At 65.6% G+C, this 13,364-nt stretch carries 10 protein-coding genes; 2 read left to right on the top strand and 8 right to left on the bottom strand.

Annotation, left to right across the window (positions count from 1 at the left end; translation table 11 throughout):
• Positions 1-54: 54 nt before the first annotated feature.
• On the bottom strand, positions 55-1,773 hold the full coding sequence (locus tag N2602_RS00605; RefSeq protein WP_212257894.1) for a heparinase II/III family protein: 1,719 nt from the start codon (positions 1,771-1,773) through the stop codon (positions 55-57).
• A gap of 157 nt (positions 1,774-1,930) precedes the next feature.
• Positions 1,931-3,277, bottom strand: coding sequence for an RsmB/NOP family class I SAM-dependent RNA methyltransferase (locus tag N2602_RS00600; RefSeq protein WP_260381442.1), 1,347 nt, complete (start codon positions 3,275-3,277; stop codon positions 1,931-1,933).
• 188 nt (positions 3,278-3,465) lie between these two features.
• On the opposite strand from N2602_RS00600, the gene N2602_RS00595 reads away from it, so the two are divergent.
• A complete protein-coding gene (locus N2602_RS00595) occupies positions 3,466-3,672 on the top strand; it encodes a DUF1674 domain-containing protein (protein WP_260381441.1) in 207 nt (68 codons plus the stop codon).
• Positions 3,673-3,712: 40 nt separating this feature from the next.
• On the opposite strand, the gene cysN is transcribed toward N2602_RS00595, so the two are convergent.
• The 4 genes from cysN to N2602_RS00575 all read right to left on the bottom strand — a co-directional run bounded on the left by cysN (position 3,713) and on the right by N2602_RS00575 (position 9,471).
• Entirely contained in the window at positions 3,713-5,608 is a 1,896-nt protein-coding gene (cysN, locus tag N2602_RS00590; RefSeq protein ID WP_260381440.1) for a sulfate adenylyltransferase subunit CysN, read from the bottom strand.
• A complete protein-coding gene (gene cysD / locus N2602_RS00585; RefSeq protein ID WP_260381439.1) occupies positions 5,608-6,570 on the bottom strand; it encodes a sulfate adenylyltransferase subunit CysD in 963 nt (320 codons plus the stop codon). Before cysD ends, cysN begins: the two co-directional genes overlap by 1 nt.
• Before the next feature lie 5 nt (positions 6,571-6,575).
• The gene (locus N2602_RS00580; RefSeq protein ID WP_260381438.1) at positions 6,576-7,595 is read right to left on the bottom strand and encodes a sulfotransferase family protein; all 1,020 of its coding nucleotides are present in this window, start codon (positions 7,593-7,595) and stop codon (positions 6,576-6,578) included.
• Between the two features lie 157 nt (positions 7,596-7,752).
• Entirely contained in the window at positions 7,753-9,471 is a 1,719-nt protein-coding gene (locus N2602_RS00575) for a methyl-accepting chemotaxis protein (protein WP_212257904.1), read from the bottom strand.
• A gap of 226 nt (positions 9,472-9,697) precedes the next feature.
• On the opposite strand from N2602_RS00575, the gene N2602_RS00570 reads away from it, so the two are divergent.
• Complete coding sequence (locus tag N2602_RS00570) at positions 9,698-10,285, top strand: thermonuclease family protein (RefSeq protein WP_260381437.1); 588 nt, start codon at positions 9,698-9,700, stop codon at positions 10,283-10,285.
• Between the two features lie 54 nt (positions 10,286-10,339).
• On the opposite strand, the gene N2602_RS00565 is transcribed toward N2602_RS00570, so the two are convergent.
• The gene (locus tag N2602_RS00565; RefSeq protein ID WP_172787872.1) at positions 10,340-10,855 is read right to left on the bottom strand and encodes a L,D-transpeptidase; all 516 of its coding nucleotides are present in this window, start codon (positions 10,853-10,855) and stop codon (positions 10,340-10,342) included.
• Positions 10,856-11,294: 439 nt separating this feature from the next.
• The gene (acs, locus tag N2602_RS00560) at positions 11,295-13,241 is read right to left on the bottom strand and encodes an acetate--CoA ligase (RefSeq protein WP_260381436.1); all 1,947 of its coding nucleotides are present in this window, start codon (positions 13,239-13,241) and stop codon (positions 11,295-11,297) included.
• Positions 13,242-13,364: the final 123 nt, after the last annotated feature.

Below are 13,364 nucleotides of genomic sequence, written 5' to 3'. Positions count from 1 at the left end.
ATAGCAGCTTTTGGCGTCGCTCTCAACGGGTAGATGGGGCCGGATCGCGCCTGTTTACAACGGAAGTTCCGGCTCGCGCCGGGCGTTGCGGCGGGCATTGGTCACCGCGGGCGAGGCGGTGGAGCGGACAAAGCTCCAGCGGATCGAGGGGGCCTGGCGGGCGTTCTGACGGATCACGATCTGGGCGGTGCGGCGCGGGCCGTCATTGCCGGCCAGGAATACGCTGTCCTCGAGATCGACCTTGTCGTCCAATGCCTCGAAGGTCCAGACGTCGCGGTTCGGCAGCACCAGCATGACGCCGCGCGCATCCGACAGCCGGCTCGCCTTCACCGCCGGATGCAGATGGAAGCGCAGCGCGAAATCGGCATCGGCGCCTTTGAAGCGTCCGCCCTGCGGCGGCGACAGCGTGTCCTCGCCGTCGATGCGCGCCCCGTCATTGGCGATCATCAGCACGCGGCGGTGGATCGCGCCGAACTTGCCGAGATAGCCGTCATGCGAGGTCGTGAGCAGCGTGCCGTTCTGCACGACCTCGCGATAGCTCTCGACCTCGACCGGGCCGCTGGTGACGGGCGCGCCGTGCAGGAGCCGCTTCATCGCCGACATCTCGACGAACTGGCATGACGACGTCTCGTGATAGGTCAGCGTCGAATGCGCCGCCGTGCTGCGCGCGAAGGGCCGCCAATTGTCGCGGCCCGTGGTCGGCATGCCGCAATTGGTGACGATGCGGCTGATGCCGGAGGACAGTTCGAACGACAGACAGCCGGCATGGGCGTCGTGGCTGACGCCCGCCGGCGGCGGCGGGCCGGTGTCGATGATGACGGTGGTCTGGCCGGCATCGAGGCGCTGAAAGCCGGTATGCGGCATGTTCGCCATCGGCGCGCCATGGGTGTCGTCATAGGCGAGCAGCGTGGCGAGCAGGTCAGAGGACGTCGCGCTCATGCCGTTGAACAGGGCGAAATTGCCGTCGCCGTGCCGGAAGAAGCGGAGCATCGGCATCATGCGGTCGATCGCATTGAGCAGCGCCGGCGGCGGCGCGATGTTGCGCGCGGCAAAAGTCTGCCGCAGCGGCAAGAGGTCGATCAACAGTTCGATCAGCGCGCCCGGATTACGCGAGATGTGGCCGCCATCGGGAAGGATCTGCCGCTGCAATTCGTCGGACAGCTTCTTCGAGGCGGTGCGGATATGACGTGTCTGGTTGGCGAGGCACAGGGACGCATAGCACAGCGCGATCAGCACCTGCAGTTTCGGCACCCCGTCCGGAATGTCGACCATGGTGTAGCGCAGGAAGCGGATCTCGCGCGCGAGGGCGCGCAAGTAACGGCGGTAGAACTTGTTGTCGGTCTCGTTCAGCACCAGCGGCGCCTGCGACAGCAGCGAGATCACGCGCCGCGCCAGCACGTCGGCGCGGCGTGCGACGGGACGGCGCTTGTTGGCGGGGTTGCCGATCCAGTCCTCGATGAGTGCGCGCGCATTCGCCCGCGTCAGCGCCGTGTCGGCGGCGCGCAAATGCCGCAGCCAGCCGAAGCCGAGCAGCGCAACCTCCCAATCCTCGGACGGCGGCTCGAGATCGAAGATCGATCGGCCGTGGCAGTTGACGATCTTGCCGGCGAAGACGAAGCGGCCGGCATAGATCTCGGCGGCACGGGTCGCATCCGCGGTACGCAGATCGTGCGGAGCGATGATCAGCCGGTCGGTGCGGCCGGGCCAGACCCGCGACAGCGCAACGGAACCGCCGCTCGCGCGCGCGAGCATGTTCCGCGCGAAGCGGTTCATGACCAGCGTCGAGATACGTCTGCGTTGAGCGACCGACACGCCTTGCCTTGATGGGGGAGAGGATCAGTGACGAATCCTTATTAATCCCAAAATCGGACGTCTGACACCACCTTGAACGGCGCGAATCAGCGTCGTGGTCGCAAAATCCAGTGCAAAATCAGGATTTAACGAGCCGGGCCGCGAAAAATCCGTCGAGCCCGCCGAGCCTGGGATCGGCGTTCGGGAGATGGCAGGGCAGGGTGCGCAGATCGCCGTCCCGGTTGAGGATTTCGCCGAGGTCCGCAACCTCCGACGCCATGATTGGGGCGCGGCGAAGCGCGGGCTCGGCGGCGAGCAGCGCCGCCACCGCCTGCTCGCCCTCCTCGGGTTCCAGCGAACAGGTGCAATAGACCAGTGTCCCGCCCGGCTTGAGCAGCGAGACGGATTTCTTCAGCAGCCGCTGCTGGAGCGCGGCCAGGGGGGCGATGTCGGAGTCCTGCCGCAGCCATGCGACGTCGGGATGCCGGCGAATCGTGCCGGTGGAGGTGCAGGGCGCATCAATCAGAATACCGTCGAATGCCTCGGCCGGGCCGGCCCATTCGACGGCGTCAGCGACGACGGTCTCGGCCTGCAGCGACAGCCGCGTCAGGTTTTCGCGTAAACGCGCCACCCGCGCGGGCGAGCGGTCGATCGCCGTCACATGCGCGCCTGATAGCGCCAGCTGCGCGGTCTTGCCGCCGGGGGCGGCGCAGAGATCGGCAATGGATTTGCCCTTGACGTCGCCGAACAGCCGCGCCGGTAGCGCGGCGGCGGCGTCCTGCACCCACCATTGTCCTTCGGCGAAGCCGGGCAGCATGGTCACCGCACCGTGCAGCAGCATCCGCACCGTTCCCGTCGGCAGCGTCTCGCCATGCAGGCGGCTCGCCCATTGCGCGGGATCCGATTTCACCGTGAGATCGAGCGAAGGCTCGTGGCCGAGCGCGGATGCCATGTCGCGTGCGGTCGCCTCGCCATAATGCGCGCTCCAGCGCGCGAGCAGCCATGGCGGCAGATCCAGCGATTGCGTCGCGACCTCCTCGACCAGCGCCTTGCCCTCGCGCGCGCAGCGGCGCAGCACGGCATTGACGAGGCCGGCATAGCGCGCGGCGCGGCGGTCGGATTGCACGAGGCGGACGGAGAGATCGACCGCGGCGTGATCCGGCACGTCCATCCAAAGGATTTGCGCGGCTCCGATCAGAAGTGCGCTCTGCGCCCGCGGCGCTTCGGAGGGGATGCCCTTGTCGAGCAGGCGGGACAGCACATGGCCGAGCGTGCCGAGCCGGCGCAGCACGGTGGCGACCAGGCGCCGCATCAGCGCGCGGTCGCGGTCGGCCAGCGTCTTCAGTCCGGGATGGGCACCGCCGCCGTCGAGCTGGTCGTCGAGCGTGCGGTGCTTGTGCAGCACGCCGTCGACGATGTCGGCGGCAATCCGTCGCGCCGCAAGGCCGGGCACTTCGGACGGAGGGACGAAACGTTGAGATGGCATGCGGAAGCAAGGTTCTGAACGAGCGGCAGTTCCGCCGCAATGGGCGCATGCCTTGAGAACTCGATCTCTGACACGCGAATATGCCAAATGTAAGAATCGCTTGCGGGTTTTTCAGCGCTCCGAGCCGATTTCAGGAATGCGTTATTGGGCATCGCGTTACGCCCGGTCCTGCGCTAGAACGCGCGGCGATGAGTGACCCCGTTCCCGATCGCAAGCCGCTGTCGCCGGCCGCCCAGCGTGCGCTGGCCGAGGCCGAGGCGCGCCGGCAGGCTGCGGCCGCCGCCCAGGCCAAGAACGAGGCCGAGGTCAAGGCGAAGGAGTTGCAGGGTCCGCAGGGGCCCGAGCCCACCCGCTACGGCGATTGGGAGCGCAAGGGCATCGCTTCCGACTTCTGAACTTGCGGTCGGATAACGCCGGCATGGCTCGTCCCGGTCGTCACAGGTAATTGTGCTCTCGCAAGTAGCGGATGATGCGTTCGCAGGCCGCCTCGCTCGACAGCTCCGAGGTGTCGAGGGTGATGTCCGGTGCCAGCGGCGCTTCGTAGGGATGATCGATGCCGGTGAATGCCGGCAGCTCGCCCGCCCGGACCTTGCGATAGAGCCCCTTGGGATCGCGGCGCTCGCATTCGGCAAGCGGCGTCGCGAGGTGGATCTCGATGAACTCACCCGCCTCGAGCCGCTGGCGGGCCAGCTCGCGCTCACTGCGAAACGGCGAGATCAGCGCCACCAGCGCGATCAAGCCGGCATCGACGAACAGTGCCGCGATCTCCGCGACGCGCCTGACGTTCTCCGTTCTCTCCGCATTGGAAAAGCCGAGGTCGCTGTTGATGCCGTGACGAAGATTGTCGCCATCGAGCAACGCGGCATGGCGCCCGAGCTCGGCAAGCCGGCTGTCGACGAGATTGGCGATGGTCGATTTGCCGGCGCCGCTCAGCCCCGTGAACCAGAGCACGCAGGGCCGTTGCTGCTTCAGCCGGGCTCGCACGGATTTGTCGACCGCAAGCCGCTGCCAATGAACGTTGGTGGCGCGGCGGAGCGACATGTCGATCATTCCCGCCGCGGCGGTGCGATGGCTGATCGGGTCGATCAGGATGAAGCTGCCCATGTCGCGGTTGTCGCGATAGGCCTCGAACACCAGCGGCCGGTCGAGATCGAGATGGACATAGCCGATCTCGTTGACGTCGAGCGTGGTGGCGCCTTCCCGCGCCATGGTGTCGATGGCGATCCGGTGCTTGAGCGTCGTGATCACCGCACCGGTCGAGGCGGCGCCGCACCGGAGCAGATAGCGCCGGCCGGCGACCATGGCTTCGTCATCGAACCAGACGAGATGGGCCGCGAGCTGGTCCGACACCGGCGCGGCAGATCCGGCGGTCAGCACGTCGCCGCGACTGACGTCGATCTCGTCGGCGAGCGTGAGGGTGATGGACTCGCCCGGCCCTGCGTGATTGCGTTCGCCGGCGGGCGTGAGAATGCGTGCGATGCGGGTCTGGTGTCCCGACGGCTGCGCGCGGACTGCATCGCCCACCGCGATCGTCCCGCTCGCGATCCGTCCGCAGAAGCCGCGAAAATCCGCATGCGGCCGGCTCACCCATTGCACCGGCAGCCGGAACGGCTGCTGCGAGGCGTCCCCGGCCGCGTCCACGGATTCCAGATAGGCCGCAATGGTCGGCCCCGTGTACCAGGGCATGCGCGTGCTCGCGGCGACGATGTTGTCGCCGTCGGGCGCCACGACCGGGATGCACTGGACCTGGGAGATCCCGAGCTGGCCGGCCAAAGTCAGGTATTCGGCGGTGATGGAAGCGAAGCGATCACCGTCGAATCCGATCAGGTCCATCTTGTTCACGGCGAGCACGACGTGGCGGATGCCGAGCAGCGACAGGATGTGGCTGTGGCGCCGCGTCTGCGTGATCACGCCCTTGCGCGCGTCGACCAGCACCACGGCGAGGTCGGCATTGGAGGCACCGGTCGCCATGTTGCGGGTATATTGCGCATGTCCCGGCGTGTCGGCGACGATGAAGCGGCGCAGCTTCGTGGCGAAGAAGCGGTAGGCCACGTCGATGGTGATGCCCTGCTCGCGCTCGGCCTGCAACCCGTCGACCAGCAGCGCGAAGTCGAGGTCGCCGCCGGTGGTTCCGGCGGTCTTGCTCTCCGAGGCGAGCGCGTCGAGCTGGTCGTCGAGCAGCGTCTTCGAATCGTAGAGCAGCCGGCCGACCAGCGTGCTCTTGCCGTCGTCGACGCTGCCGCAGGTGACGAAACGCAGAGTCGGCCGATCGTCATGCTCGAGCCGCGGCGCATCGGTCGCGGCGATCGTCGGTGCCTCGTGATAGGACATCAGAAATAACCTTCCGCCTTCTTGCGCTCCATCGATGCGGGACTGTCCCGGTCGATCATGCGTCCCTGTCGTTCGGAGGTGCGCGATGCCATCATCTCCTGCACGATCTCGGGCAGCGTTGCCGCCGTTGAGCTCGTTGCGCCGGTGAGGGGATAGCAGCCGAGGGTGCGAAACCTGACGGAGCGCCATTGCGGCTCTTCGCCAGGCTGGAGCGGCATCCGGTCGTCGTCCACCATGATCAACGCGCCGTCGCGCTCGACCACGGGGCGCGAAGCTGCGAGATAGAGCGGAACGATCGGGATGTCCTCGAGCAGGATGTAGTCCCACACGTCGATCTCGGTCCAGTTCGACAGTGGAAACACCCGCATGCTCTCGCCGGGCGCGAGCCTCGTGTTGTACAGGCCCCACAGCTCCGGCCGCTGGTTCTTCGGATCCCAGCGATGCGCAGCGCTGCGGTGCGAGAACACGCGCTCCTTGGCGCGCGACTTCTCCTCGTCGCGCCGCGCGCCTCCGATCGCGGCGTCGAAGCCGTGGAGGTCCAGCGCCTGTCGCAGCGCTTGCGTCTTCATGACGTCGGTGTAGCGGGCCGAGCCGTGGGTGAAAGGGTCGATGCCCTGGCTCAATCCGTCAGCGTTGGTATGGACGATCAGGTCGAGGCCGAGCTCGCGCGCGCGTCGATCCCGAAACGCGATCATCTCGCGAAACTTCCAGGTCGTATCGACATGCAGCAGCGGAAACGGCGGCTTGCCGGGATCAAAGGCCTTCATCGCCAGGTGCAGCAGCACCGACGAATCCTTCCCGATCGAATACAGCATGACCGGCTTGCGGAACTCGGCCGCCGTCTCTCGCAGGATGTGGATGCTTTCCGCCTCCAGCCGTCGGAGATGGCTTGTGACGTGAAGCTGCTTGCCGCCGGCCCTTTCAGGGAGGGCGGATCTGGCGGTCGTGGGGATGTCCAGCATGCTCATCACGCGGCCGCAGCAAACCAATCGCCGAACAGTCGCGCCGACATCGCCGTATTCAGGCCGAGATCGCGAGCGCAGGCCGCAACGGAGGTGCGATAGGATTCATTGACCCCACAGCGCTCGAGAGTTTCGAGCTGAGCTTCGCTGAGAGAGGCCGTCGCGCGGCGCTGGTAGCGATAGGCGCTGTCGGAGGTGTGCAGATTGGGCACCTTGTAGATCGCCGCTTCGCTCGGGAAGATGACGCGCGCGTTGTTCGCCTCCATTTGTCCGGGCTCCCGCCACGACGTCACGGCATTCTCGGTAAAGCTGCCGGACAGTCCGAGGCGGTCGAACAAGACGCGCACGGACGACAAAGCCTCCTTGCTCACCTCGTAGACGTAGTGAGTGACGGGAACGCCCTGCCGCTCGGCGTAGCTAGAGATCCGAGCCGCGCTGAGTGCTGCGACCACATAGTGCCGCAGCAACACGTCTGCTGGCGCGCGCGAGATCAGCTTGTCGAGCCACGACGCCAGCGAACTCGCCGGCTCCCGATCAAGCATGATGAGATGGAGCCGGTGCCGCGGATAGCCCGCTTCGATCAAGAGCTGCAACGGATTGAACAGGCTCTCGGCAAGCACGTAGGGCCCGATCGTTTCCTTGCTGAAGATGTGCGGCTCGTCGGTGGTCGATGGAACGATCCAGGGCGTCAGCGGGCGGCCGACGAGCGCGTCGCGCAAGATCGCCTTCAGCGGCTGGTAATATGACGGCATCCCCGTCATGCCGAACAGATTGCTCAGAGCCGTCGAGCCGACACGAGCCTTGCCGCATGCAAAATAAAGCATCGGGAAGTCTTGCGCCGGGCGATGCCGGAAATTCTCCGCAAGGCACCCGGTGACCTCGCGCATCAAGCTCTCAAGCGTGACGGTCCTGGTCTGGAATTCGCCGACCGGCGAAAGCGGCAAAGCATCGAGGGAGCCGTGCTGTTGCCGAATCAGATCGGCGATTCGTTGGAGCGAATCGGGGAAAGTCCCGTCGATGTTCATATGGGGGAGCTCACTCTAGTGGTTCCGCAAACGAGGTTGCTTGCGGCATCACATGCAGGCTATAGTTGTGGGATGGCTGTCGTCAAACCCGGAGAATCCCGGGGGGGTGCCGCCCACCGCCCGCGAGCACTGCGAATGCTCGCCGACGTTTTGCGGATCAGGCCGCGCGCACGGTCTTGAGGAACTTCTCGAGCTCTGTCTTCAAGAGGCTGCTTTCGCTCGACAGCGAGCGCGCCGATGCCAGCACCTGTCCCGATGCCGCGCCGGTGGCGCTGGCGCCTTGACTGACCTGCGCGATCTTGTTCGTAACTTCGACGGTGCCCTTGGCGGCTTCGCTGACGTTGCGCGCAATCTCGGCCGTCGCCGCGCCCTGCTCCTCGATGGTCGCAGCGATCGTCGTCGAGATGTCCGAGATGCGGGCGATGGTTGCGCCGATCTCCTTGATCGCGCCGACGGAATCCTCGGTCGCCGCCTGCATGCCGGCGATCTGTGCGCTGATCTCCTCGGTCGCACGCGCGGTTTGTGCTGCGAGCGCCTTGACCTCGCTGGCGACGACCGCGAAGCCGCGGCCGGATTCGCCCGCCCGCGCCGCCTCGATCGTTGCGTTCAGGGCCAGGAGATTGGTCTGTTCGGCTATCGCGGTGATCAGCTTGACGACGTCGCCAATGCGGCCCGCAGCCTTGAGCAGCTCATTGATCCTGACGTCGGTGCGCTCGGCCTGCTTGACCGCGTCGCTAGCGATGCGGCTGGAATCGTGCACTTGGCGGCCGATCTCGACGACCGACGTGCTCATTTCCTCGGCTGCGGACGCCACGGCTCCGACGTTGGTGGAGGCTTCTTCCGAAGCGGCGGCGACCATTCCCGAGAGCTGCTGGGTCTGTTCCGCCGTGCCGGACAGTGTGCCGGCGGCGGATTCGAGTTGGTGGGAGGCCGCCGACACGGAGTCGATGATACCGCCAACCGCAGTTTCGAATGCGCTCGCGAGCCGCGTCATCTCCTGCTTGCGCTGAGCGGCCGCGGCGATTTCCTGATTCTTCGTCTCGGCTTCCATCTGCTCGATGCGGATCAGATTTTCCTTGAAGGTCTGGGCGGCGCGAGCGTTGTCGCCGACTTCATCGCCGCGGCCCGTGTAGGGAATCTCGATCGCCTTGTTGCCGCCCGCGAGTTGCAGCAGCACGTCGCCGATGCGACGGACCGGCCTGGCGATACTCATCACGGAAAACACCGCGGACCCGACCAACGTCAGAACGACGAATACGCCGACGATCAATGCGAAATTGGCGACCCGGTCCAGCTCGGTGAGCATCTCGCCCTTGCGGCGCGCGGCGAATTCGTTGGCGACGCCGACGAGGTCGTCGATGCGTTTGCTGACTTCCAGAGCGGCCGGACGCATGTGCTCTGCGAGAATGCTTGCCTTCGCCGATTCCGCTGCAATCCTGGCACCACCGGCAGGAGCGGCAATGAGGGCCTTTTGCGCCCCCGCCAGCTCGATGCCACTGGTCAGATACGCTTCGACGAATTTTTTGGTCTCACGGTAGGCGTCCTGGGTGACCTTCCGGGTCGCCCGCTCGGTCGCGGCATCGATTTCCGACCCGGCCTCGCCCCCTCGGGTGCGGAGAAGCTCGAGGAGCCTGTCGACCTCTCCGGCTGTCGGCGCCGAGCCGAGTTCGAGAGCGGCGAGCTGCGCCCGTGCCATCGCCGTCTGCGCTGCCTGCGCATTGCCCTTGTTGAGGTAGTTGATCGTGACCAGGCGATTGGATTCGGCGATCGAACGGTTACCGAGCATCTGGTTGATCAGCATGCCGCCGACCAATACGACACTTATGCCCGTCACGATGCCGAGCTTGGTTCCGATGCGAAACCTGAATGTCCCCACCTCTGCCTCCTTGGATCGTCACCCTACAGCAATCGTATTCGCAACCAAAGATTGAAAATTGGGTAACATTCCATAGTGACCGTAGAAGTACGGCCGATGAACCCGTGCAACTACAGGGGGTCACCGCCGGAGAGCGCTTGGAACAGCGATAGCGACGCAGTCGGCATTGAAGTGCGTGGAAGGCACGCGCTTGCGAGGTTGCCCGACTCAGCTCTAGCGTGGAACGATGCGTTCCCCCGGTCGTATCAATCCTCATCGGTCGTCGTTCAGCGGTTCTCCGTTCCGCCGCCAATTCTCGGGCCTGCTGCCATGGATGTTCGTGGTCGGCGTGGCGGTGGCGATCGTGATCACCTTTCGTCACGGAACAAACTGGCCGCAGCCGCATGCGACTGACGACCAGGGGCAGAATGCCGAAATTATCCTGCAGCAGACCGGCAATGCCGACCTCCGTCCGGTCGAGGTCATCCGCACCGTCGATGGCGACACTTTTCTCGCGCGCCTGCGCCACCGTGACGGCCGCGGTCTCGTTGCGCGCGTTCGGCTGCGCGGCATCGATGCGCCTGAATTGAAGGCGTCCTGCCAGGAGGAGCTGGATAAGGCCGAAGCTGCGACCCGCGCATTGCGCGATCTACTCGGCCAGGGCGGCGTCACGATCAGCAATCTCGGTGCCGACAAGTACGGGCGCGTCCTCGCCGATGTTGCGACCAGACGGACCGCCGACGTCGCGGCCGCGCTGCTCGCGGGCGGCTACGTGCGCAGCTACAATGGCGGCCATCGCGACGGCTGGTGCGCGCGGGGCTGGCGCTTCTGGTAGCAAAAAGCCGCGTCGAGCGACGCGGCTTTGACGGTCTTCTCGCGAGCTCCTCGATCAGCGCGTCACGACCACCGTCGTGCCGACGGAGACGCGGCCATAGAGATCGGTGATGTCGTCGTTGAGCATGCGGATGCAGCCATAGGAGACGAAGCCGCCGATCGAGCCCGGCACGTTGGTGCCGTGGATCGCATATTCACCGCCGGCGAGCGTCATCGCCGCAACGCCCATCGGGTTGCGCGGCGAGCCGCCCGGAATGACGTCGGGCATGTTCGGTTTGTCGCGCTTCACCTCGGCGGGCGGCGCCCAGGCCGGATTGAGATATTTGCCGTCGATCCGCGTCGTGCCGGCCCACTGCTTGCCGGCCTTGCCGACGCCGACCGGATAGCGCACGGCCTGGCCGTTGCCGAGGATGAGATAAAGCCGCCGCTCGCTGGTTTTGACCACGATGGTGCCCGGCGAATAGTCGGCCAGGTGTGACCCCACCATTTCCGGCCGCGCCTGCGCCGCCGTCGACGTCAAGGCCCCTGCCGCGATGGTGGCGGCCAGCGCCACAGCAATCCTCATCGACATCGATGCTTCCCCTTAACCCCAAACGGATCGTCCAAAATGACGCAGAACCCGGCAATCGCCGCCGCACCAAGCCCTCATCGATGCTCATTCTTAACCGCGCCCGTTAACCCAATGGTTTCCACGCGCGGCTGCCGAGGGCCGGCCAGCAGGGGGAACAAAGGAAATGTTCGAAATAAAGTAAATGACCTGAAAACAACACTCGGCGGGAAAGATGCCGGCGCACCACCGCGCCCGCTGACAAGAGCGTGAGGGTGTGAATGGCTGTTGTCTTTTGGGGGCTGACGCGAAAACTAGTCTCGTGTCCCGGACGCGCTGCAGCGTGAAACGCTGCTGCGCAGAGCCGGGACCCAGCAAGCCACACGCTTGTCGTTAGATGGGCCCCGGCTCAGCAGCTCAACGCTGAAGAAGCGCTGCGCTGCGTCCGGGCCACGAGCTTGCCTTACGCTGACTTCTTGTTCTGCCGGTTCTTGACGAGATCATCGACGACGGCAGGATCGGCGAGTGTCGAGGTGTCGCCGAGGCTCCCCGGCTCGTCCTCGGCGATCTTGCGCAGGATGCGGCGCATGATCTTGCCGGAGCGGGTTTTTGGCAGGCCCGGGGCGAACTGGATCTGGTCGGGCGAGGCGATCGGACCGATCTCCTTGCGCACCCAGGTCACGAGCTCCTTGCGCAGCTCGTCGGTCGGCTGCACGCCGGCCATCAGGGTGACATAGGCGTAGATGCCCTGACCCTTGATGTCGTGCGGGAAGCCGACGACGGCCGCTTCCGACACCTTCTCATGCGCCACCAGCGCGCTTTCGACTTCGGCGGTGCCCATGCGGTGGCCGGAGACGTTGATGACGTCGTCGACGCGGCCGGTGATCCAGTAATAGCCGTCGGCATCGCGGCGGCAGCCGTCGCCCGTAAAATACTTGCCCTTGTAGGTCGAGAAATAGGTCTGCTCGAAGCGAGCGTGATCGCCATAGACCGTGCGCATCTGGCCCGGCCAGGACCGCGTCAGGCAGAGGTTGCCGGTGGTCTCGCCTTCCAGCACCTTGCCGTCGGCATCGACGATTTCGGGCATCACGCCGAAGAATGGCTGCGTTGCCGAGCCCGGCTTCAGCTTGGTGGCGCCCGGCAGCGGCGTGATCAGGATGCCGCCGGTCTCGGTCTGCCACCACGTATCGACGATCGGGCAGCGGTCGTCGCCGACGACGCGGTGATACCACTCCCAGACTTCGGGATTGATGGGCTCGCCGACCGAGCCGAGCAGGCGGAGCGAGGCGCGCGAGGTCTTCTTCACCGGCTCATCGCCGCTCTGCATCAGCGCGCGGATCGCGGTCGGCGCGGTGTAGAAGATGTTGACCTTGTGCTTGTCGATGACGTTCCAGAACCGCGAATTATCCGGATAATTCGGCACGCCCTCGAACATCAGCGTCGTCGCCCCGTTCGCCAGCGGTCCGTAGAGAATGTAGCTGTGGCCGGTGACCCAGCCGACGTCGGCGGTGCACCAGTAGATGTCGCCGTCGTGATAGTCGAAGACGTATTGATGCGTCATCGAGGCAAACACGAGATAGCCGCCGGAGGTGTGCAGCACGCCCTTGGGCTGGCCGGTCGAGCCCGACGTGTAGAGGATGAACAGCGGGTCCTCGGCGTGCATGTGCTCGACCGGGCATTCCGTGGTCACCATCGCCGCGGCCTCGTGGTACCAGAGGTCGCGCGTCGGGTTCATGTCCACCTTGGCGCCGGTGCGCTTGACCACGACGACCCAGTCGACGCCGTCGGCTTTACTGAGCGCGGCATCGACATTGGCCTTCAGCGGCACCTTCTTGCCGCCGCGCAGGCCTTCGTCCGCGGTGATGATGACCTTGGACTGGCAATCGTTGATGCGCTGAGCAAGGCTGTCGGGCGAGAAGCCCGCGAACACCACGGAGTGGATCGCGCCGATCCGCGCGCAGGCCAACATCGCATAGGCGGCCTCGGGGATCATCGGCAGGTAGATGGTGACGCGGTCGCCCTTCTTGACGTTGCGGGTGCGCAGGATGTTGGCCATCCGGCAGACCTCGTCGTGCAGCTCCTTGTACGTGATGTGGCGGGACTGCGAGGGATCGTCGCCTTCCCAGATGATCGCGGTCTGGTGGGCGCGCGTGTGGAGATGCCGGTCGATGCAGTTATAGGCGACGTTGAGGATTCCGTCCTCGAACCATTTGATCGAGATGTTGCCGGGCGCGAAGGAGACGTTCTCGATTTTCGTCGGCGCCTTCATCCAGTCGATGCGCTTGGCCTGCTCCGCCCAGAAGCCGTTCGGGTCCGAGATCGAGCGGGCGTACATCTCCTTGTACTTGGCCTGGTCTACCCAGGCGCGCTTCGCCCACTCCGCGGGGACGTCGTAGATCTTCTCGGACATGCTTCCCTCCACATGCGGCAAGCTCAGGCAATGCCGACAGCATCGTTTGACGGATTATGCGTCGGGCTAACCGGACCCGACAAGGAGCACAAGCTGGACCTTCGGCGGGCAGCCGGCCATGCG

Origin of the sequence: Bradyrhizobium sp. NC92 (genome assembly GCF_025200865.1) — a bacterium.
Taxonomy (GTDB): domain Bacteria; phylum Pseudomonadota; class Alphaproteobacteria; order Rhizobiales; family Xanthobacteraceae; genus Bradyrhizobium.
The sequence above is the reverse complement of the archived record's forward strand: the minus strand, read 5'-3'. Positions and strand labels throughout refer to the sequence as shown.

Bases quoted from the DNA above. Each gene is read 5' to 3' on its own strand.
- N2602_RS00580 (WP_260381438.1), bottom strand. From the start codon at position 7,595: ATGAACATCGACGGGACTTTCCCCGATTCGCTCCAACGAATCGCCGAT.
- N2602_RS00570 (WP_260381437.1), top strand. From the start codon at position 9,698: ATGCGTTCCCCCGGTCGTATCAATCCTCATCGGTCGTCGTTCAGCGGT.
- cysN (WP_260381440.1), bottom strand. From the start codon at position 5,608: ATGTCCTATCACGAGGCACCGACGATCGCCGCGACCGATGCGCCGCGG.
- acs (WP_260381436.1), bottom strand. From the start codon at position 13,241: ATGTCCGAGAAGATCTACGACGTCCCCGCGGAGTGGGCGAAGCGCGCC.
- N2602_RS00605 (WP_212257894.1), bottom strand. From the start codon at position 1,773: ATGAACCGCTTCGCGCGGAACATGCTCGCGCGCGCGAGCGGCGGTTCC.
- N2602_RS00595 (WP_260381441.1), top strand. From the start codon at position 3,466: ATGAGTGACCCCGTTCCCGATCGCAAGCCGCTGTCGCCGGCCGCCCAG.
- N2602_RS00600 (WP_260381442.1), bottom strand. From the start codon at position 3,277: ATGCCATCTCAACGTTTCGTCCCTCCGTCCGAAGTGCCCGGCCTTGCG.
- N2602_RS00565 (WP_172787872.1), bottom strand. From the start codon at position 10,855: ATGTCGATGAGGATTGCTGTGGCGCTGGCCGCCACCATCGCGGCAGGG.
- cysD (WP_260381439.1), bottom strand. From the start codon at position 6,570: ATGCTGGACATCCCCACGACCGCCAGATCCGCCCTCCCTGAAAGGGCC.